The organism is Lentzea atacamensis, from assembly GCF_003269295.1.
GTDB classification, from domain to species: Bacteria; Actinomycetota; Actinomycetes; order Mycobacteriales; family Pseudonocardiaceae; genus Lentzea; species Lentzea atacamensis.
The window spans coordinates 159,301-179,274 of sequence record NZ_QLTT01000003.1 but is presented as its reverse complement, the minus strand read 5'-3'; the positions used below and the strand labels follow the sequence as shown (position 1 = coordinate 179,274).

The 19,974-nt window shown below is 69.0% G+C and carries 23 protein-coding genes and 2 pseudogenes; 15 read left to right on the top strand and 10 right to left on the bottom strand.

Translation table 11 applies throughout. From position 1 onward, the window contains the following. Window positions 1–42 precede the first annotated feature (42 nt). The gene (locus C8D87_RS15715; protein WP_112227208.1) at window positions 43–882 is read left to right on the top strand and encodes a helix-turn-helix domain-containing protein; all 840 of its coding nucleotides are present in this window, start codon (window positions 43–45) and stop codon (window positions 880–882) included. Here C8D87_RS15715 and C8D87_RS15710 read toward each other — a convergent pair. Together C8D87_RS15710 and C8D87_RS48875 are read right to left on the bottom strand one after the other, a co-directional pair. Next, window positions 859–1,731 (bottom strand): aminoglycoside phosphotransferase family protein, encoded by an 873-nt coding sequence (locus C8D87_RS15710; protein ID WP_112227207.1) that lies wholly within the window; start codon window positions 1,729–1,731, stop codon window positions 859–861. The genes C8D87_RS15715 and C8D87_RS15710 overlap by 24 nt on opposite strands. Window positions 1,732–1,931: 200 nt before the next feature. Beyond that, window positions 1,932–2,243: pseudogene (locus C8D87_RS48875) on the bottom strand (winged helix-turn-helix domain-containing protein); the annotation flags it as partial. 102 nt (window positions 2,244–2,345) lie between these two features. On the opposite strand from C8D87_RS48875, the pseudogene C8D87_RS47645 reads away from it, so the two are divergent. The 7 genes and pseudogenes from C8D87_RS47645 to C8D87_RS15675 form a co-directional block, all read left to right on the top strand. Next, window positions 2,346–2,864, top strand: a pseudogene (locus C8D87_RS47645) (MFS transporter); the annotation flags it as partial. Between the two features lie 58 nt (window positions 2,865–2,922). Continuing rightward, a complete protein-coding gene (locus C8D87_RS47640; RefSeq protein WP_233442193.1) occupies window positions 2,923–3,321 on the top strand; it encodes a hypothetical protein in 399 nt (132 codons plus the stop codon). 10 nt (window positions 3,322–3,331) lie between these two features. Continuing rightward, window positions 3,332–3,718, top strand: coding sequence for a MerR family transcriptional regulator (locus tag C8D87_RS15695; protein WP_109638044.1), 387 nt, complete (start codon window positions 3,332–3,334; stop codon window positions 3,716–3,718). After that, window positions 3,709–4,017 (top strand): thioredoxin, encoded by a 309-nt coding sequence (trxA, locus tag C8D87_RS15690; RefSeq protein ID WP_112227206.1) that lies wholly within the window; start codon window positions 3,709–3,711, stop codon window positions 4,015–4,017. Before C8D87_RS15695 ends, trxA begins: the two co-directional genes overlap by 10 nt. Before the next feature lie 18 nt (window positions 4,018–4,035). Next, on the top strand, window positions 4,036–5,619 hold the full coding sequence (locus C8D87_RS15685) for a Na+/H+ antiporter (protein ID WP_112227205.1): 1,584 nt from the start codon (window positions 4,036–4,038) through the stop codon (window positions 5,617–5,619). A gap of 54 nt (window positions 5,620–5,673) precedes the next feature. Beyond that, window positions 5,674–6,108, top strand: a complete 435-nt coding sequence (locus tag C8D87_RS15680) for a hypothetical protein (RefSeq protein ID WP_215732321.1) — start codon at window positions 5,674–5,676, stop codon at window positions 6,106–6,108. A gap of 15 nt (window positions 6,109–6,123) precedes the next feature. Further along, entirely contained in the window at window positions 6,124–7,131 is a 1,008-nt protein-coding gene (locus C8D87_RS15675; protein WP_112227204.1) for a gamma-glutamylcyclotransferase, read from the top strand. On the opposite strand, the gene C8D87_RS15670 is transcribed toward C8D87_RS15675, so the two are convergent. The 4 genes from C8D87_RS15670 to C8D87_RS15660 are packed head-to-tail and all read right to left on the bottom strand — an operon-like array spanning window position 7,124 to window position 9,746. Next, on the bottom strand, window positions 7,124–8,512 hold the full coding sequence (locus C8D87_RS15670; protein WP_112227203.1) for an FAD-dependent monooxygenase family protein: 1,389 nt from the start codon (window positions 8,510–8,512) through the stop codon (window positions 7,124–7,126). The two genes, C8D87_RS15675 and C8D87_RS15670, sit on opposite strands and share 8 nt — an antisense overlap. A 33-nt stretch (window positions 8,513–8,545) precedes the next feature. Next, a complete protein-coding gene (locus C8D87_RS45905; RefSeq protein ID WP_170166440.1) occupies window positions 8,546–8,692 on the bottom strand; it encodes a hypothetical protein in 147 nt (48 codons plus the stop codon). A 57-nt stretch (window positions 8,693–8,749) separates the two neighbouring features. After that, window positions 8,750–8,923, bottom strand: a complete 174-nt coding sequence (locus C8D87_RS15665; protein WP_211337417.1) for a DUF397 domain-containing protein — start codon at window positions 8,921–8,923, stop codon at window positions 8,750–8,752. After that, window positions 8,898–9,746, bottom strand: coding sequence for a helix-turn-helix domain-containing protein (locus tag C8D87_RS15660; RefSeq protein ID WP_170166439.1), 849 nt, complete (start codon window positions 9,744–9,746; stop codon window positions 8,898–8,900). Before C8D87_RS15660 ends, C8D87_RS15665 begins: the two co-directional genes overlap by 26 nt. Before the next feature lie 131 nt (window positions 9,747–9,877). On the opposite strand from C8D87_RS15660, the gene C8D87_RS15655 reads away from it, so the two are divergent. The 6 genes from C8D87_RS15655 to C8D87_RS15630 are packed head-to-tail and all read left to right on the top strand — an operon-like array spanning window position 9,878 to window position 15,206. Then, window positions 9,878–10,924, top strand: coding sequence for an efflux RND transporter periplasmic adaptor subunit (locus tag C8D87_RS15655; protein ID WP_109638037.1), 1,047 nt, complete (start codon window positions 9,878–9,880; stop codon window positions 10,922–10,924). Beyond that, window positions 10,921–11,601 (top strand): ABC transporter ATP-binding protein, encoded by a 681-nt coding sequence (locus tag C8D87_RS15650; RefSeq protein ID WP_112227201.1) that lies wholly within the window; start codon window positions 10,921–10,923, stop codon window positions 11,599–11,601. The genes C8D87_RS15655 and C8D87_RS15650 overlap by 4 nt, the downstream gene beginning before the upstream one ends. Next, window positions 11,598–12,788: an ABC transporter permease gene (locus C8D87_RS15645; protein ID WP_112227200.1), complete on the top strand. Its 1,191-nt coding sequence runs from the start codon at window positions 11,598–11,600 to the stop codon at window positions 12,786–12,788. The genes C8D87_RS15650 and C8D87_RS15645 overlap by 4 nt, the downstream gene beginning before the upstream one ends. Window positions 12,789–12,799: 11 nt before the next feature. Continuing rightward, window positions 12,800–13,267, top strand: a complete 468-nt coding sequence (locus C8D87_RS15640) for a hypothetical protein (protein WP_233442117.1) — start codon at window positions 12,800–12,802, stop codon at window positions 13,265–13,267. Then, complete coding sequence (locus tag C8D87_RS15635; protein ID WP_109638033.1) at window positions 13,267–13,959, top strand: response regulator transcription factor; 693 nt, start codon at window positions 13,267–13,269, stop codon at window positions 13,957–13,959. Before C8D87_RS15640 ends, C8D87_RS15635 begins: the two co-directional genes overlap by 1 nt. Next, window positions 13,956–15,206: a sensor histidine kinase gene (locus tag C8D87_RS15630; RefSeq protein WP_112227198.1), complete on the top strand. Its 1,251-nt coding sequence runs from the start codon at window positions 13,956–13,958 to the stop codon at window positions 15,204–15,206. Before C8D87_RS15635 ends, C8D87_RS15630 begins: the two co-directional genes overlap by 4 nt. On the opposite strand, the gene C8D87_RS15625 is transcribed toward C8D87_RS15630, so the two are convergent. Beyond that, complete coding sequence (locus tag C8D87_RS15625) at window positions 15,192–16,376, bottom strand: YbiU family protein (RefSeq protein WP_112227197.1); 1,185 nt, start codon at window positions 16,374–16,376, stop codon at window positions 15,192–15,194. The genes C8D87_RS15630 and C8D87_RS15625 overlap by 15 nt on opposite strands. 79 nt (window positions 16,377–16,455) lie before the next feature. Here C8D87_RS15625 and C8D87_RS15620 point away from each other — a divergent pair, with 79 nt between their 5' ends. Further along, complete coding sequence (locus tag C8D87_RS15620; RefSeq protein WP_112227196.1) at window positions 16,456–17,532, top strand: ROK family transcriptional regulator; 1,077 nt, start codon at window positions 16,456–16,458, stop codon at window positions 17,530–17,532. Here the strand turns inward: C8D87_RS15620 and C8D87_RS15615 are convergent. The 3 genes from C8D87_RS15615 to C8D87_RS15605 form a co-directional block, all read right to left on the bottom strand. Beyond that, window positions 17,529–18,581, bottom strand: a complete 1,053-nt coding sequence (locus C8D87_RS15615; protein WP_112227195.1) for a DUF1684 domain-containing protein — start codon at window positions 18,579–18,581, stop codon at window positions 17,529–17,531. The two genes, C8D87_RS15620 and C8D87_RS15615, sit on opposite strands and share 4 nt — an antisense overlap. Beyond that, entirely contained in the window at window positions 18,578–19,303 is a 726-nt protein-coding gene (locus C8D87_RS15610) for a class I SAM-dependent methyltransferase (protein ID WP_112227194.1), read from the bottom strand. The genes C8D87_RS15615 and C8D87_RS15610 overlap by 4 nt, the downstream gene beginning before the upstream one ends. A gap of 90 nt (window positions 19,304–19,393) precedes the next feature. Continuing rightward, the gene (locus C8D87_RS15605; protein WP_170166438.1) at window positions 19,394–19,972 is read right to left on the bottom strand and encodes an XRE family transcriptional regulator; all 579 of its coding nucleotides are present in this window, start codon (window positions 19,970–19,972) and stop codon (window positions 19,394–19,396) included. Between the last annotated feature and the right edge of the window lie 2 nt (window positions 19,973–19,974).

The following is a 19,974-nucleotide window of genomic DNA, read 5'->3' as shown; positions in this document are numbered from 1 at the left end:
CCCATCAACCAGCCGGGGGACGAGGTAGGATCACGCCTCACCATGGTCAAAAGTGGACAGGTCGCCCAGTTCGGCTTCAGCAACCCCGACCGCGGCCGGCTCGGCATGGAGGTGCTCGACCTCGCCGTGCTCCGTCGCAGGCTCACCGACGACACGCTGACGAAGGTGCACCGCACCGACTTCCACCAGATGTTGCTGGTCACCGCGGGCAGCTGCACCACCATGGTCGATTTCGTGGACCACACGTGCGTGCCGGGCACGCTGCTGCACGTCAGCCCCGGCCGCGTACTCCGTCTCCCTCAGGGCGACGCCGAGGCGTTCATGGTCCTTTTCACCCCGGCGTTCCCGCCACCGCTCGACGGCACGCGCCCGGTGCTCAGCCCGTTCGGCCCGGCGGTGCGCACCATCCCCAAGGCCGAGCGGGCGGTCGTCACCCGCGCCGTGCAGGACCTCCGGCAGGAGTACCGCCGCAACGTGCTGACGAACGAGCCGGTCGACCTGCTCCGCCAGTTGCTGGGCGCGTTGCTGCTGCGCATCGCTCGCCTGCCGCACGACGCCGGCCCCGAGCACAGCGACGCCAGGTTCGAACGCTTCCAGCAGGAGCTCGAGCGTTCGTTCGCTGCCACGCGGAACGCCGCCGAGTACGCGGCGCGCATCGGCTACTCGTTGCGCAGCCTCAACCGCATCTGCCTGGCCGCCACGGGCCGGTCTGCGAAGGCGTTGATCGACGCTCGCGTGGCACTGGAGGCCAAACGCCTGCTCGTGCACACCGACCTGTCGTCCGCGGCGATCGGACATCGGCTGGGGTTCAGCGAGGCCACCAACTTCACCAAGTTCTTCACCCGCGAGGCGGGCATGTCACCAGGAGCGTTCCGCCAGTAGCTGGCCCAGGGTGTGGCGCGCGATGCCTGCGAGCAACGGGTTGGTGTCGCGGTAGTACGGCAGCGCGAGCACAGCGAGGTGCAGCGCCCAGCCACGCGCGCGGGCCCAGGTCGCGTCGTCGAACTCGCGCAGCTCGCGCCGGAACGCCTCGCGGCCGCGTTCGTCGAGGAACAACCAGGCGGTCATGAGGTCCGCCGCCGGGTCGCCCACGCCCGCGGCACCCCAGTCGATCACGCCGGTCAGCTCGCCGCCGGTGAACAGCAGGTTGCCCTGGTGCAGATCGGCGTGCAGCCAGCGGCCCGGCCCGGTCCACCACGGCGCGCTCAGCGCTTCCTCCCACACGGCGACGAGCCTCGGGTCATCGCCGAGTTCCGCGATCGACCTGCGCACGTCCTCGTCGCCGGTGGAGAGGTCCAGCCGGCCTCGGTAGGTGGTCCACGGCTCGTCGCCGGTGTCGATCTTCTGCAACGCCTGGACCACCTCGGCCAGGCGGATCCCGGTGTCGCCGGCGACCGCGTCGACCGGGGCGATGTCACCGCTGAGCCAGCGCACGATCGACCAGGGGTACGGGTAGTTCTCGGTGGGCTCGCCCAGTTCCAGCGGTTCCGGAACCGCGACAGGAAGGTGCGGGGCGAGCTTCGGCAGCGTCGCGGCGTCGCGTCCGGCCTGGTCGCCGGCCCATTCGATGCGCGGGAGGCGGACCGCCAGTTCGTCGCCGAGGCGGTAGATCGCGTGGCCGGTGCCACCGTGCGCGACGTGCGTGATCGGGAGGCCGTGCCAGCGCGGGAACTGCGCGCGGACGAGTTCGTCCACAAGGGACACATCCGTCGCGACCTCGCCGTCGTGCATCGGCCACTCCCCCCGGGAAACTCGGTGTCCTCGCATGCAACACCGGGCTTCAGAGCGGAGCAACTGCTTTTGCACCGCTCATCCGGCCAGCCGCACCACGTTCGGCGAGCGGTCGATCCGCACCCGCCGGTCGAGGCGACCAGGTAACCGACGCCGCGCACCGTCTGGATCACGCCGGCCGCGTCGCCGAGCTTCTGCCGGACCCGCCGGACGTGCACGTCGACGGTGCGGGCGCCGCTGCAGTCGTCGCTGACGCCCCACACCGCAGCCAGGAGCTCACAGCGGCGGTGCACGCGGCCGGGATGCTCGCAGAGGTGCAGCAACAGCTCGAACTCCAGCCTGGTGAGGTCGACGGGCACGTCGCGGAGCAGCACCTGGCGCGTGTCCGGCAGGATCCGCACCTCCACGTCCTCATCCTCGCCCTGGTGCGCGAGGGCCACCCCGTTCAGCGCGCTGAGCAGCCGTAACGCGGTGTCTTCGTCGACGGTGTCGATGGTGATGCCGAACCGCATGACAGATCGCCTCCTCGCAACCCAAGAACGCGCACCGGTTCGACCTGCTGGGAATCCTGCTCTGCGGCGCCGGCATGTTCTGCGTCGTCTTCGGCCTCCAAAATGGACGGAGGTACGAGTGGAGCACGGTCGGTGCGGGTATCGGTGTGTCTTCGACATCATCGGGACGGGTGTGCTGCTGGTCGGTTTCGTTCTGTGGCAACGAATGAATCGCCGCGCGCCACTGCTCCCGTTGCAGGTCTTCGACAACCGCGACTTCTCCGCGGCAGCCTGTCCGCGGTGGCCGTCGGGTTCGTCATGACGAGCATGCCGCTTCTGCTGGTCATCTACGCCCAGTCGGTGCTCGGACTGTCCCCGGCCGACACAGGACTGCTGATCGCGCCGATGGCCGTGCTGTCCGGCAGCGCCGCACCGTTCGTCGGCCGGCTGTCGGACCGGATGAACCCCAAGTACCTGTTGATGTTCGGCTTGCTCACGCTGTCCACGGGCCTCGGCGTCATCGCACTGTTGATCACCCCGGTGAGCTCGCCGTCGACCGTGCTTCCCGGGCTGTTGCTGTGCGGTCTCGGTGTCGGGTTCATCTTCTCCCCGATGAGCAACGTGACCATCGGCTCGGTCGACCGCGAACTCGTCGGCAGCGCGTCGCGCATCTTCAACACCGCCCGTCAGACCGGCGGGGGTGCTCGGCAGCGCGGCGGTCGGTGTGCTGCTGCAGGCGCAGATCACCGCGTCCACGGCCAGGAGGGCGGACGAGGCCGCGCTCGCGTTGCCCGCCGAGTTCCGGCAACCCTTCGTCAGCTGCTTCGCCGACGCGGGAGGCGGCATCGGCCGGTTCGGGGACGACGCTCCCCCGCTCCCGCCGGACCTGCCACCGGCGGTCGCCGACCAGGCACGACAGCTCGCCAACCACGTCCTGCAGAACGGGCTGACGGACGCGGTCAAGATCTCGTTCTTGCTGCCGATCGGCGTGTTGTTGCTCGGGCTGCTGTCCGCGGCGGCCATGCGGACCACCAGGCACCGGTCACCCGTCCCTGCCGCTGACCGAAAAGGTTGCCTTGACGTGCGCGTCAAGGTTTAGCGTTCGGTGCATGAGGATCGGCGAACTGGCCAAGCGAGCCGGCACCACCACCCGTGCGCTGCGTTTCTACGAGTCCCAGGGCCTGCTGGAGGCTCAGCGCACGTCGAACGGCTACCGCGAGTACGACGAGCACGATCTGCGGCTGGTGCGGGAGATCCAGTCGCTGCAGGCGGTCGGGATGTCCCTCGAAGACACCAGGCCGTTCGTGGCGTGCCTGCGCGCCGGGCACGAGTCCGGCGACTCGTGTCCCGACTCGCGGGACGTCTACCGGCGCAAGCTCGCCGAGGTGGACGCGTGCCTGGAGCGGCTCCAGGCGGTGCGGGAGTTCCTGCTGGCCAGACTCGCCTTCCAAGACCCGTGCCTCGTGGCCGAACCCAAGGAGTTCCAGTGCAGCTGACCGACGCCACGTTCGCCTCGCAGGTGAGCACCGGCACCGTTCTCGTCGAGTTCTGGGCGCAGTGGTGCGGGCCGTGCCACATGCTCTCGCCGGTGCTCGACGAGATCGACCGCGAACGCGACGACCTGACCGTTCTGAAGATCAACGCGGACGAGAACACCGCCACCGCACGCGACTACCAGGTCATGTCGCTGCCCACGATGCTGTTGTTCCGCGACGGCGCGCCGATCCACCAGATCGTGGGAGCGCGACCCAAGTCACGGCTGCTGGCCGAACTGGATGCCGCGCTGAGCGCGTGATCCGCCTATCTTGAGGCCATGCTCGGTCTCGAACTCGTGGTGGTGCTGGGCGTCTGCATCCTGGCGAGCAGTGTCGTGTCAGGACGGTTGCGCCTCGCCGCACCGGTGCTGCTCGTCGTCTGCGGCGCGGTGCTCGGCTTCGTTCCCGCCCTGGAGTCGGTCAGCCTGCCGCCGGAGGCGATGCTGCTGATCTTCCTCCCGGCCCTGCTCTACTGGGAGAGCCTCAACACCTCGCTGCGGGAGATCCGCAGCAACCTGCGCCCGATCGTGCTGCTCAGCACGCTTCTGGTGCTCGCGACGGCGGCCGCGGTCGCCTCGGTGGCCCACGCGCTGGGCCTCGACTGGGGCCCGGCGTGGGTGCTCGGCGCGGCACTGGCCCCGACCGACGCGACCGCCGTGGCGGCCATCGCACGGGGCATGCCGCGCCGCACCACGACCATCCTGCGCGCCGAGTCCCTGATCAACGACGGCACCGCGCTCGTGATCTACGCGATCGCGGTCGCCGTCACCACCGGTGAGCAGGAGTTCAGCACCGGCGTGGTCGGGTTGCGGCTGCTGCTCTCCTACGCGGGCGGCGCGCTCGCGGGTCTGGCGATCGCCTGGCTGGCCGTCCAGGTGCGCAAGCGGCTCGACAGCCCGTTGCACGAGAGCGTGGTGAGCATCCTGACGCCGTTCACCGCCTTCCTGCTGGCCGAAGTGGCGCACGGTTCGGGCGTGATCGCGGTCGTCGTGTGCGGTTTGACGCTGTCGCAGGTCGGTCCGCGCATCGTGCCGGCCGACACCCGCCAGCAGAGCACCGCTTTCTGGAGCATCGCCACGTTCCTGCTCAACGGCGCCCTGTTCGTCCTGATCGGACTCCAGGCAAACGGCGCAATCCGCACGCTGGACGGCTCCGAGATCCTCACAGCGTTCGGCGCGATCGGCCTGGTGGCGCTGACCGTGGCAGGCACGCGCCTTTTGTGGAGCTACACGACTCCGTACGTCATCCGCGCGATCGACCGCCGCCCCCAGCAACGCCTTCGCCGCGTGGGCGCACGCCAACGCCTCGTCTCGTCCGCCGCCGGCTTCCGCGGAGCGGTGTCGCTGGCGGCCGCGCTGGCCGTGCCCGAGACGGTGGTCGGTGGCGCGCCTTTCCCGTTCCGCGAGGAGATCATCCTCATCACGTCGGGCGTGGTCGTGCTGACGTTGATCGTGCAGGCCGTGCTGCTGCCTTCGATCATCCGCTTCTCTCAGCTGCCTGAGGACACGGCGCTGGACGAGGAGCTGCGGCTGGCCCAGTCGACGGCGTCCGAAGAGGCCTACGAGGCCCTGCCGCGTATCGCCGACAGGCTGGGCGTGAGCGACGTCGTCTACAAACGGGCACTCGCCGAGTACGAACACCACCTGGAAGTCAGGCGGGCCAAGGAGGCCGGCGACGAGGAGGTGGCGCAGTCCGAGCTCGAGTACACGGCGTTGAGGCTTGAGCTGATCGCGCACAAGCGGGCGACAGTGGTGCGGTTGCGCGACGAACGGGCGATCGACGACATCGTGCTGCGGGCGGTGCAGCGCAAGCTCGACGTCGAGGAGGTGCGGTTGTCCCGGCGCGAGGTCGAGGAGGACTAGCCGCACCGCAAAACCCGTGTCGCCCTGGCGCACCGGCGACCTAGCCTGTGGTGCATGCATCAGTCCCGCAGACGCGACCGGCGCTCGGCTCGGCGTCCTGCGCAGCGTCCACGCGAGGCTCCGCAGCTCGACGTCGCGGGGACCGACGTGGTGCTCGTGGGCTACTTCTCCGCCAAACAGAAGGACTTCGCGGCGCTCATGGCCTCGGCAGCCGATGCACTGGCCGCACGCGGCGCACGAGTCGTCTCGCAGATCGTGCAGAGACGTGGTGTGTCGCACGGCGGCGTCAAGAAGATGAGCCTACCCTTTTCCTCGCGGACCTTGCTGAGCTACGGGAAGGTTCGCGAGGTGGCTGCCGTGTGCGAGCAGGCCGACGCCGGCGCCGTGATCTTCGTGGCCTCGTTGACCGGGCGCCAACGCAGCGTGCTGACGGCGATGCTCGGCCGTCCCGCCGTGAGCCTTTCCGACGTCATCGCTGCCGAGGACTGACATAGGCTCGGACTCATGATCACACCACGGGCCCGCGTACTGGGCAGGATCGCCGACCACCTCACTGCTCAGCTTCCCGGACGTCCGCTGCGGGTGGCCGTGGACGGGATCACCGCGGCAGGCAAGACCACGCTCGCCCGTGAGCTGACCGCTGCAGTCGCCGCACGTGGGCGGGCCGCGGCGCACCTGTCGATGGACGGGTTCCACAACCCGCGGGCTGTGAGGCATCGGCAAGGGCGGGACTCGGCGGACGGCTACTACGCCGACGCCTACGACTTCGCGTCGTTCCAGCGTCTGGTCCTCGACCCGCTCGGGCCCGGTGGAGATCGCAAGTACCGGGAGCGGATCATCGACCTGCACTCGGACACGCCGATCGACGAGCCGCCGGTCGAGGCGCCGGAAGACCTCGTGCTGGTGGTCGACGGCAGCTTTCTGCAGCGGGAGCTGGTGTGGGACGAGGTGGTCTTCGTCGACACGCCGTTCGAGGTCGCGCACGAACGCGGCACGCGCCGGGACACGGAACTGCTCGGCGGCCTCGACCAGGCTCGTCGCGCCTTCGAGCAGCGGTATCACGCGGCCAGCCGCCGGTACCTCGACGAGGTCGGGCCGGCGGAAAGCGCGACGGTGGTGCTCGGCAACGAGGACGTCGCGAACCCCGTGTTGCGGCGGATCGGCGGGCCGGCTGATGCGGTGGTGAACCTCTTCTCGTACGGGACGTTGCAGACGCCGTCGGTGCAGATCGAGCACTTCGGGCGGACGCTGGTCGGCAAGGTGGACGTGCTGCCCGGCTATCGGCAGGACTGGGTGACGATCACCGATCCGGCCGTGGTCGAGGTCAGCGGTACGGACCGGCATCCGATAGTCCGGCACACCGGCGACCCCGCGGACGCGACCTCCGGCACGATGCTGGAGGTGACGGCCGCGGAGCTCGCCGCGGCCGACATCTACGAGGTCGACGACTACCGGCGAGCCCTGGTGCGGCTCGGTTCGGGCGCGGACGCCTGGGTGTACCTGGCTAACTGACCAGCGACAGCCCCCGCCGGATCGGCTCTGGTGAGGAAGCCTTGGCGGCGGGGACGACGACCTCTTCGCCGCCGATCTCACGGGTGATCCACGGGCCGGACTCCACCATGACCTTCAGCGTGCGGACGTCCATGGCGTTGATGCGGCCGTAGTACCACTCGTCGGTCGCCAAAGTCCCCATGCGGCCACCGAGGCGCTTCTTGATGTCGAGAACGCGCTCGAACAGCGTCGAGACCAGAGTCGCGCGGTCGAACGGGCCCTGCAGGCCCTCGCGGATGCGGTCCTCGATGCCGCGCGGCACGCCCTCGGAGTCGGGCATGAGCATCGTGGTCCAGGCGCGGGACTTCTCGCGGTACTGCAGCTGCTGCATGATGCCTTCGTGCGCAGCGAAGTCGGCGGCGCGGAAAGCCTTGCCGCGCCAGCGCTTCTGCAGGTTCACGGCGAGGGACAGCGCGCTCTTCAGGCCGGTGTTCAGGCCTCGGCCCGGCCAGAAGTGCAGGGAGTTGGCGGCGTCGCCGAGCAGGAAGCCGAAGGTCGACGGGGCGAGCTGGGCGGTGAACTTCGACATCTGGGTCATGCCGAGCGTGAACGACGTGATGCCGACGACGTCGGCGGCGCCCACGCCGAAGAAGCGCAGGCCGTCCAGAATTCGTGGCCACAGGTAGGAAAGCTTGTCCACGGACGGCTTGAAGACGGCGCGGTGGCGGTCGCACACGAAACGTCCGCCGGAGGGACGCATCGTGCAGCCGGTGTTGCCGATGCACGACACCGGGCCGTTCTCGCCCAGGGCCACGATCTCGGAGGCTTCCTCGGCGGTCAGGCGCATGTTGATGAAGCCGCCGCCGAGCGAGTTGAAGAGGAAACGGTTCTGCGCCACGGTCAGCGGCACGGTGTGCTCGTCGGGGACCTTCGCCGTCACTCGGATGCCCAGGACGCGCTCGTCCAGCGGGGAACCGTCCACTGAGAACAGTTCGCGGCTCGGCGTGCCGAAGTGGGCCGACAGCGAGTCGCGGGTGGCGGAGCGGGCGCCGTCGGCGATGGCGAGGACGTGCAGGCCGTCCCAGCGGTCGGGGCGGACGTAGGCCTCAGGGATCACCTCGATGCCGTAGGTGTCCTGGGCCATGTCGAGCAGGGCATCCTCGATCCAGCGGATCTTGATGTTGCGCGGGCGGCCCTTCGACTCCGGGGAATCGGGGCCCAGCGGCCACATCTCGGAGAACTTGCCGGGCACGAAGAGGCGTTGCTGGACGGCGGAAGGCAGGGCGGCCCAGACGTTGCTCTGCAACGTCACCACCTGCTCGCGGCGGTTGTTGCCCTCGGCGGTGCCGCGCCACACGACGCGGTTGCCGCGGCGCATCCAGCGGCGGTCGTGGACGCGCACCGAGACCTGGTCACCCAGCAGCGACTTCAGGGTTCAGGCGAACGCCAGGCCCACCGGACCGCCGCCCGCGACGTCCACCCGCAGCGGGGCGGTCTGGCGCAACGGCACCACCTGACCGCCCTGGCGCGGCAGGATCACCGTTGGGCCGACCTTGCCCAGCAGCACCGTCTTCTCGTCCATGACCCGTCCCCTCGATCCCGTTCGACGGCGGGAACACGTGGTGAGACGGGAGACGGTTCAACGATTTTCGATGAAGATTTTCCAGGCACCAAAACCAAAGGTCAGAACGCCTCCGGACGGGTTCTTCGAGTCGCGGACGAGCGCGTCGTGGGCGAGCGACACCTCGACGCAGTTCCCGTCCTCCGCACCGCCGCTGTAACTGCTCTTACGCCATGCGCGTTCCTGCGTCATCGAGGTCCTCTCGCGGTCGGCCGACGTACTCCGCCAGCATCCTCCGCGATTGTTCCTCATCCAAGGCGACTGCGGCCAAGCGGTCGAACAGCAGCCGCGTCCGCACGATCGCGCCTGGATCTTGCACGAACACGTTGGCAAGATCGGTCTCGACGAACGCTATCGACATGGCCTTCTCGTACTCCCACAACGTGCAGCTGGATGCGATCACAGCCGTGTCGGCGGGGATGATCCGAACAAGGTGCACGTTGAAGAGCAACCGGGCGTACTGATCTTCCATGACCCGGTCGTCGCCGACTCGCGTCTGCAACGCATGCTCATGGACGTAGAACAAGCAAGTCGGCCGATTGTGTCGACGCAGGATCGCCTGACGATCCGTCCGGAACTGCACGAGTGCAGGGATTCGCTCTTCGGTCACCAGACCAGCGACCCGGTAGACACCATCGGCATACTCAGGCGTCTGCAGGAGCCCCGGGACTGTCTGCGCGTCGTAGGCCACGATCTTCTTTGCAGTGGACTCGGCCATCGCCATCGTGCGCAGGTTGTCCGGCACCTGGACGATGTATTCCTCGAAGGCGTTGCGGTAACGCCGCCTGAAGTCCTCGAAGAAGTCGATGTCCTTGCCGCACATGGACAAGTACTGCACGAGGTCGATCTCACTGGGACGGAACTTGCCGCGTTCGACGGTCGACACCTTGCTCGGATCCCAGCCGAGCCGGACAGCCAGCGCGGCACCGGTCAAACCGGTACAAGTCTCGCGCAACCGGCGCAGCTCGTCGCCCAAATCCCTGCTGTATGCGGTGGATGGAGTGGTCGTGGCCATGACCTCGACGCTAGAGCTTGCTCTTCGAGCACGAATCTGCTCATTCGGGTGAAAACGGAATGCCCGATCATCAGGAAACTGCCAGGAATCTCGCAGCCTGTCTACAGCTTGGCGGACGACCATCCCAGCCCATGACTCGACGTCGCAGATCCTTGTTGATCAACGGACTGCTGGTGGTGGTGCTCCTCGGTGCCGGTGTGGCCGGCTACCTGGTGTTCTTCGGCTCCTCCGGCAACGCTCAGCCCACCGCACGCACCGCCACGGCCGCCAACCGCGACGTCAGCGAGGTGGTCACGGCGGCGGGCACGGTGCAGAGCTCGTTCAGCGCCACCGCGTCGTTCGGCACCAGCGGCACGGTCACCGAGGTCAACGTCAAGGTCGGTGACGCGGTCACCAAGGGCCAGCAGCTCGCGAAGCTCGACCCGACGCAGGCGCAGCTGCAGGTCGACATCGCGCAGGGCAACCTCGACACCGCGGCCCTGAAGGGCACGGCCACCACGGCGTACCGGCAGGCCGAGCTCGCGTTGAAGCAGGCGCAGGACGCGCTCGCGGCCACCACGTTGACCGCCCCCGGTGACGGCACGATCACCTCGGTCACCGGTTCTGTCGGGCAGAAGGTCGGCGGCAGCGCCTCCGGGTTCGCCGTCGTCACCGACCTGAAGAACCTCGTGCTGCACGCGAACGTCTCCGAGTCCGACGTCAGCAAGCTCAAGGCCGACCAGGCGGCGACCGTCACGGTCAACGCCATGGCCACGCAGCCGATCCAGGCCAAGGTCGCCCAGGTCGACCTCACCCCCACCACGTCGAACAACGTCGTCCAGTACGGCGTGACGCTGTCGCTCACCGCCCCGCCGGCAGGGCTGCGGCCGGGTCAGTCGGCGAGCGTCGAGATCACCGTCAGCCAGGTGTCGAACGTGCTCGCCGTCCCCGCGGCCGCCGTGCAGACCGTCGGCAACCAGAGCACGGTCCAGGTGATGGAGAACGGCGTGGAGACACGCAAGACCGTCGAGGTCGGCGTGCGCGGTGACCAGTACGTGGAGATCAAGTCCGGTCTGACCGCCGGTGAGGAGGTCGTGCTGCCACCGGTGACCACCTCGACCAACACGAACCGCCAGCAGCAGCAAGGCAACATCCCCGGCACGGGCGGCCAGCGCACCAACGGCGGGTTCGGCCGATGAGCCCCGTCATCGAGGTCAGGAACCTCCGCAAGACCTACGGCTCCGGCGACACGGCCGTGCACGCTCTCAGAGGCCTCGACCTCACCGTCGAGAAGGGCGAGTACATCGCGATCATGGGCGCGTCCGGGTCGGGCAAGTCGACGTTGCTGAACATCCTCGGCTGCCTCGACGTGCCGACTTCCGGCAAGTACCTGCTCGACGGCATCGACACCGGTGACTTCGACGAGGAGCAGCTTTCGCTGCTGCGCAACCGGAAAATCGGGTTCGTCTTCCAGTCCTTCAACCTGGTGCCGAGAACCACCGCGCTCGCGAACGTGGAACTTCCGCTGGTGTACGCGGGGATCCGCCGCGCCCAACGCCGGGAACGCGCGCTGGCCGCGCTCGATCTCGTCGGCCTGAGCGATCGCACGCACCACCGCCCCAACGAACTGTCCGGCGGCCAACAACAACGCGTCGCCATCGCCCGTGCGCTCGTCACGTCACCCGCGATCGTGCTCGCCGACGAGCCGACCGGAAACCTCGACACCGACTCCAGCCGCGAGGTCCTCGGCATCCTGGACCGCCTGCACGCCAGCGGCCGCACCGTCGTGCTGATCACGCACGAGGACGAGGTCGCCGCCCACGCCATGCGCACGGTTCGCGTGGTCGACGGCCGAGTGGCAGGGGTGCTGGTGTGAGAGTCGTGGAGATTGCGGCGTTCGCGGTGCGCGGACTGACCGCGAACAAGATGCGGTCGGGCCTCACCACGCTCGGCATCCTCATCGGTGTCGCTTCGGTGATCCTGCTGATCGCGGTCGGCAACGGCGCGTCCAGCTCCGTGCAGCAGAGCATCGCGGGGCTGGGCACCAACATCCTCACCATCAGCCCGCAGCGCGCCCAGCCCGGCAGCACGGTCAAGCCGCTGACCACGGCGGACGCGGCGGCGCTCGTCGGCCCCGACTCCCCCGACGTCAAGTACGCGTCGCCGGTCGTGTCCGTGCAGGCGACCGCGGGTTTCGGCGGCACCAGCTACCCGATCAGCCAGTTCATCGGCACGGATCCGCGCTACTTCGACACGACGAACAGCGGTGTCGCGCAGGGGAACCTGTTCTCCGACAACGACGTTCAGCAGGCGCGCAAGGTCGTGGTGATCGGCGCTACCGTGGCCACGCAGCTCTTCCCCGGCGTCGATCCGGTCGGGAAGTCCATGCTGGTCAACAACATCCCGTTCACCGTCGTCGGAGTGCTCGCGGCGAAGGGGTCCAGCGGGTTGCAGGACGCCGACGACATGGCCGTGGCACCGCTGACGACCACGCAGAACGCGTTGACCGGTTACGGCAGCCTCACCCAGATCGTCGTGCAGGCGCGGTCGGCCGACGCGTTGCCGAACGCGTCGGCCCAGGTGACGACGATCCTCAACGGCCGGCACAAGGTCACCGGCACGCCGGACTACCGGATCCTGAGCCAGGACCAGCTGCTCACCGCACGGACCGCGACGACGGAGACGTTCACCGTGCTGCTCGCGTCGGTGGCGGCGATCTCGTTGCTGGTGGGTGGAATCGGCATCACGAACATCATGCTGGTGACCGTCACCGAGCGGATCCGCGAGATCGGCATCCGCAAGGCGGTGGGGGCACCGCGCTCGTCGATCCTCGGCCAGTTCCTGATCGAGGCGACGCTGCTGAGTCTCTTCGGCGGCGCGCTGGGTGTCGCGGCGGGCGTGATCGGCAGCCGGTTCACCATCGCGGGCATCCAGCCGGTGCTCGTGCCGTCGTCGGTGCTGCTCGCGTTCGCGGTGTCGGCGCTGATCGGCCTGTTCTTCGGCAGCTACCCCGCCTCGCGCGCGGCGAAGCTCCGTCCCATCGAAGCCCTCCGGCACGAATAGGAGTTCGGCAAGTGACCAACCCACTCGACCAGCCGCTCGAGAACGACCTGACGGCTGAGCTGAAAGAGCGCAGGACCGGCTTCGGCAGGAGCACGATCGTCCTGGGCGTCGCGGTGCTCGCCATCGTCGCGTTCGTCGGCGGGGTGTTCGTGCAGAAGTCCTTCGGCTCCGCGCAGAACCCGAACCGCCCGAACGCCGCACGGCAGTTCAACGGCACGCCGCCGTCCGGGACGAACCGGACGAACGGGCGCGGCACCATCGGCATGATCGACCACGTCGAGGGCACCACGGTGTTCGTGAAGACCCAGAACGGCGAGATCGTCAAGGTGTCCACTTCGGACTCGACGAAGGTGCAGATCACGTCCGACGGCAAGCTGACCGACCTGAAGCCGGGCCAGCAGGTAGTCGTGCAGGGCCAGCCCGGCGAGGACGGCACGGTGACCGCGCAGACGCTGACCCAGCGCCCGCCCAACGGCTGATGCAGGATCAACGCGTGGAACGTGGCAGGTTGCTCGTCGTCGAGGACGAACCCAGCATCCGCGAGCTGCTGTGCGCGAGCCTGCGGTTCGCGGGGTTCGCCGTGTCCAGCGCGGCGACCGGCGGCGAGGCCCTGCAGTCCGCCCGCACCGACACGCCGGACCTGGTGCTGCTGGACGTGATGCTGCCCGACCGCGACGGCTTCGAGGTGGTGCGGCGGTTGCGGGCCGGTGGCGTGCGGGTGCCGGTGCTGTACCTGACCGCGCGGGACAGCCCGGACGACCGGATCACCGGCCTGACGGTCGGCGGCGACGGGTACATCACCAAGCCGTTCAGCCTGGAGGAGGTCATCGCGCGCGTCACGGCCGTGCTGCGCCGCACCCGGCCCGGCCACGAGAGCGAGCAGCTGACCTGCGGCGATCTCTCGCTGGACGTGGAGAGCCACATCGTGCGGCGCGGCTCGCAGGTGGTGGAGCTGTCGCCGACCGAGTTCCGGCTGCTGCACTACCTGATGCGCAACAGCGGGCGGGTGCTGTCCAAGGCGCAGATCCTCGACCAGGTGTGGTCGCACGACTTCGACGGTGACGTCGGCGTGGTCGAGTCGTACATCTCGTACCTGCGGCGCAAAGTGGACGCGGTCGAGCCGCGCTTGATCCACACTGTCCGCGGTCTCGGGTACATGATCCGCCCATGACGTTGCGCGTGCGGCTGGTGGTCGTGCTCGTCGCCCTGGTGGCGGCGGGCCTGTTCAGCACGTGGCTGATCGGCTCGAAGGTGATGGAGAACTACCTGCTGGGCCAGCTCGACGCGCGGCTGGACCGGGTGGTGTCGATGCCGAGGGTGCTTCCCCTGCGGGAGAACATGGTGCTGCGCGACGCCGACGGAGTGCTGGCCGGCACCCCGGTCGAGGACCTGCCCGCGTACGGCACGCTGACGCCCGGCGAGCACGTCACGGTGGGCTCGCACCGGCTGGTGATGCGCCAGTTCGACGGGGAGGAGCTGATCGCGGCGGCCGACCAGTCGGAGGTCGACAACGCGGTCGCCGACCTGCGGCTGGCGTTCCTGCTGATCAGCCTGGGCGCGCTGATTCTCGTGGGGATGGCCGGTTATGCGCTCGTCCGCGCGTCCACGCGGGCGTTGGAGGAGGTCGAGCAGGTGGCCGGCGAGATCGCGGCCGGTGACCTTTCGCGCCGCGTGCCGGTGCGGCAGCCGGGCAGCGAGGTCGGGCGGCTGGCCTCGGCGCTGAACACGATGCTCGGGCAGATCGAGCAGGCGTTCGCGGTGCGGGTGAGCTCGGAGAACCGGATGCGGCAGTTCGTCGCCGATGCGTCGCACGAGCTGCGGACGCCGTTGACGTCGATTCGGGGGTATGCCGAGCTCTACCGGCAGGGTGCCGCTTCGGATGCCGCCGAGGTGTTGCGGCGCATCGAAGACCAGGCCGCGCGGATGGGGTTGCTGGTCGAGGATCTGCTGCAGCTGGCGCGGCTCGACTCCGAGCAACCGCTGAACCTGTCCACTGTGGACCTGGTCGTGCCCGTCACGGACGCGGTGGTCGAGGCACGGGTGCGGGATCCGGAACGCACGGTGTCGCTGGAACTGCCTGGTGAGCCCGTGCTCGTTGACGGTGATGAAGCTCGCGTGCGGCAGGTGCTGACCAACCTGCTCGACAACGCCCTGATCCACACGCCCGCGGGTTCGCCGATCGAGGTGCGGCTCGCTCCTGGGGTGATCGAGGTGGCCGATCACGGACCCGGGCTGGAGCCGGAGCAGGCTTCCAAGGTGTTCGAACGGTTCTACCGCGTGGATTCCGCGCGCGGGCCCGGCGGCACCGGGCTGGGGCTGGCGATCGTGGCGGCGCTGGTCGCGGCGCACGGCTGGCGGATCGAGCTGGACACCGCGCCGGGTGAGGGCGCGGTGTTCCGGGTGCTATTCGGGCCGTGAGCGGTTGGGCCAGTCGCGTTCGTAGTGCTCCTCCGGGAAGTCGCTCGGACTCGATCCCGTCCTGAACGCGCGCTCGATCTCCTCGGCGTAGCGCTCGTTGCGCGGGCACCAGGGTGCGGCCGGGATGTACATGACGTTGCCCCAGCCCTTCTGGTTCGTCACCGGCGCGACGCTGTGGATCATGTCGCAGTGCCACCAGACGGAGTCGCCTGCCTTGACGTCCGGGATGCCGCTCAACGCTTCGAGCAGCAGCGGGTGGTGTTCGGCGCTCACCGGGAAGACCTGGTTGACCGTCACACCGCACATGTCGTCGTCCGGCACGTCGTCGAGCAGCGGCCGGAGCATCAGGTACGCCATCGCGCCCGGGATCGGGACGGTGTGCAGCACGCCCTGGTCGTGGTCCATGTCCGACAGCGCGGTCCAGCCCTGGAACGTGCGGAACACCGAACACATCGTGGTTCCCGGGTACTGCGGCCCCGTGGTGCGGTGCGCGGCGTCCCACGGGTCGTACTGCTCGACCGTGCCGTTGAACAGGTGCCGGAACGCCTGCTGGTACTCCCGCGTCATCCACAGGTCGAGCGTGCCGGGGTCGAGGTGGGTGCCGAGGCCACCGGACTTCGCTCCGGGCGGACGGCGGCGGATGCGGTCCGGGTACAACACGTCGCGGCCGGGGTCGAACCAGCCGTCGCTCTGCCACAGGCTGTTCAGGAATCGCCGCACCGTGGCCATGCGTTCGTGCCGCCTGGCTTCCAACTGCGCGGGTGACCAGTAGATCGGGTAGATCTCGGGCTTCGAGCCGACGCTGCCGAAGAAGTCGTCGCCGGGGCCGCGGTAGTTCTCGAAGAACCGGTTGCTCTCCACGTAGTCCACAATGGACTTGTCCCAGGCCAGTGCCTGGTCGCGGCCGAAGTGGTTCCTCACCACCAGACAGCCGCGCCTGCGGACCAGGTCGGTGGACGCGGTGCCGGCCTCGATGTCCGCGTAGTCGATCACCGGCCAGGCCTGGCCGGTCTTGACGTCCTCGACCTCGCGGCGAATCCGTTGCTCGACGACCGCGAAGACCTCCTCGACGGTACGTCCGGACGCCTCGATGTTCGCCCTGATCGCCTTCTTCACCTCGCGGATGGCTTTCGGCAGGTCATCAGGGGTGGTCTCCCAGTTCGGCAGCACTTCCGACTCCTTCCAGTAAGGCCTCCTTACTTAGAACCATAGGCGTGTCGCCGCTTTGTAGGCAAGCCCTCTAACTAGAATGTGCTGCGTGACCAAGCCGTCCCAGGAGCTGCTGCGCTCGATCTCCGACGAGCACGTGTTGCGCTCGTTGATGGCCTCTCGAAGGCAGACGCGGGCCGAACTGGCGGTCACCACGGGACTGTCGAAGCCGACCGTGGGCGAGAGCGTGCGCCGCCTGGTCGAGCTCGGCCTGGTGGCGGACACCGGCGAACGCACGCAGGGCGGGCGCGGACGCGGGCGGGTCGGTTCGTTCTACAGCCTCGCCGACGTCGGCGTCGCCCTGGTGGTCATGATCGCGCCCGGCGGTGTGACGGCCGAGTGCGTCGATGCCTACGGAGACGTCGTTTCCCGGTCGCATCACCCCATCGCCGACCCTGCCGAGGTTGCCGGGGTGCTGCCGGTCGCGGCCGTGGAAGCCGTTGCGGGACGGCAGGTGCGGCTCGCCGTGGTGAGCGCGGCCGATCCGGTCGACCGGCACACCGGACGGCTCGTGCAGCTGCCCGACTCGCCGTTCCTCGTCGGCGCGCTGGACCCGGTCGAGGTGCTGCGGCCGTTCCTCGGCGGCCCTGTGATCGTGGACAACGACGTGAACTGGGCGGCACAGGCCGAGCACGTCGCGAGCGGTGTCGCGGACTTCGCCTACCTGTACCTCGGCGAGGGCCTCGGCTGCGCGCTCGTCAGCGACGGCGAGGTGCGGCGGGGACATTCAGGGCTGGCGGGCGAGATCGCGCACCTCATCACGATCGGCCCGTCCGGGGTGGCCACACCGTTCATCGAGGTGTTCGGCGAACTCGGGTTGCGGCAGACCGGATCCACCGCGATCGACGTGGCGCGCCTGCTGGCCGCGGACGACGAGGTGCTGAGCGTGGTGGCGCGGGCGATCGGCGGTGTCGTCACCGCCCTGGTGACCCTCGCCGATCCAGCGGTCGTCGTGGTGGGCGGGCCGTGGGGTCCGGCACTGCTTGATCTGATCACCACCGGGCCGCGGGCGGTGGCGGTGGCCGCGGCGTCGGTCCGCGAACCGTCGTTGACCGGTGCGCGGGCCGACGCGCTCAGCCGGTTGAGGACGGCACTGGTGGAGGCGTCCCGCGGCTAGCCGGGCAGGCTCGCGTACTCCTCGATCCGGGTGATCAGCCCGTCCTCGAACCGGAAGTACACGGCGGCATCCACCTGGAACAGCGCCCCGTCCTTCATCACGACGCTGATGACGTGCTGCTGCAACACCTCACCGTCCTGCGCGAACTGCCGGGTGATGTCGTAGCGCATCGACTCGATCGGCTCGATCTGGGCAGCCATGCCGGCGATGTTCTCCTGGATCGACGAGTCACCCTTCCCGTCGTTGTGCCAGACCGTTGCCGTCGGCGAGCACATCCCCCGCGCGGCGTCCCACTCGCGGTTCTCCAGGTGGCGCAGGTAGGTGATGGCCTTGTCCTTGAGGTCGTACATGAACGCGCGTTCTCCTGCTTCGACCCGGATGGGGAGATGGTTGCCGGGAGGGGAAAGTGGACAGGTGAAGACGGACGGAGCCAGGTGGTGGTGCGAGAGCGTGGCCTGGTTGAAGTCGACGGTCAGCCTGGTGCCGGGCTCCAGCTGTGGGAGCACCAGCCAGCGGCCGATGCCGGGTGTCTCGGTTCCGCTGGTCTCGTCGGTGAAGACGACGAGTCGTTGACCCGGCATGGTTTCGATGACCGTCAACACGTGCTCGGTGCCGTTGATCGTGACGACGAGGTCGACCGGCGCGAGGACGGACTCGGTGGTGCGGGGAGACGTCAGGTGTTCCACCTCGACGCGGCGGCCCTCTGCCGCCCGGAACTCGCCCTCAAAGATCCATGCCGGGTCGTAGGGGTAGGTGTCGATGGCGCTCGGGGCTGGTGCTTCCGGGTCCATGACGACCACGCCGTAGTGACCGTCCGCGCCGCCTGCGAAGCCCACGAGGCCCCCGTCGAACTCCAGCGCGACGCCGTTGGGCACTTCGGAGTTCGCGTGCATCAACGCGCCCGCTTCGTTGACCCGCCACTCCCCCGGAATCCCTGCCAGGACTTGGGGTTCGTGACCGCTCACCGTGCCCTTGGCGACGACCTTGGCCTTGCCGCCGGGGCCGGCGACCTCGTCCCATCTGGCCTGGCGCCATTCCTCGTAGGTCACGCGATTTCCTTCCTAGCCGCCCACACGGTGCGTTCGCTGCGCAGGACAAGGTCGTCGCGGCGCAGAACTCGTTCGAGGGCGTCGGGGTCGAGAAGCCTTTGCAGGACAACGCGCGCATAACGTTCCACCGCAGCGGACTGTTCGATGCGGACGGAGACCGTGCGCTCGCCCTCGACGGTGAAGCCTGCAGCGGTCAGCTTCGGGCCCCAGTCCGCGCCCCGGTGAGGCACGCGTTCGTCGTGGTGGTGCTGCTCGAAGCGGCTCTCGGGAGCGTCGTCCGGGAGGAACTTCGGCATGCCGGCGAGCTCGACGACAGCCAGCAGGCCGCCGGGTGCCAGCGTGCCGTGCACCTGGCGGAGTACACGATCAGGATCGGCCATGTGGTGCATGGACGCCGAAGCCCAGACCAGGTCGGGAGTGCCGAGGTCCGGCCACTCCGCGTCGAGGTCGGCCTGGACCGTGCTGACGCGGCCGGTCAGGCCGTGCTCGCAGGCCTTGTCCCGCAGGCGCTGCAGGTGGTCGACCGACGCGTCGACGGCGGTGACGTGCGCCTCCGGGAAGCGGCCGAGCAGCGCGAACGTCCCCGCGCCGGTGCCGCACCCGAGGTCCACGATCTGCCGCGGGTCCGCCGTGGGCAGCCACTCGGTGATGGACGCGGTGTGTTCGGCGACGACCTCCGCGTCCAGGTCGAGGATCTCCGCTTGGTCGTGTCCGTGATTCATAGGGCCAAGGTAGGACTGCCGTGCGCCATCCGCACGACACCTTGCCAATTCGGCAAGACGATCGAGGTTCGGCAGGCCGGGCGCGCAAGATCAGGCGTCTGCCGGAGTCTTCCTGTCGCGGTGCCCGCGACGGGCCTCGCGGTCGAAGATTCCCAGGACGTCGCACGGACCACCCGCGGTGCCGATCGCGTGCGGCAGCATCGTCGGGAACTCGGCGGCCTGGTTGGCCTCCACCCGCAGGCGGCGGTTGCCCAGCAGCAGGATCGCGGTGCCGGACAGGACGACCAGCCACTCGCGGCCGGGGTGGGCGCGCAGGGCGGAGGGGTTGTCCGGCGGCGGGGTCGTCATCCGCTGGCGCATCACGGTCATGCCGGGCTCCGCCTTGATCGGCCATCGCATCCCGCCGTGGGTGCCGTCGATCATCGGGCTGACGATCACGTCGTCGGTGTCGGTCTCGACCAGCTGGTCGAGCGACGTGTCCAGCGCCCTGGCCAGCGTGACGAGCTGGTCGAGGGCGAGGCGGCGCTGGCCGTTCTCGATGCGGCTGAGCGACGACGGGCTGAGCCGGGCGCGGCTCGCCAGCTCGTCGAGCGACCAGCCCTGCGCCACCCGGAGAGCACGGATCCGCTTGCGCACGAGGCTGTCCAGCTCACCGTCTTCTTGCGTCATGC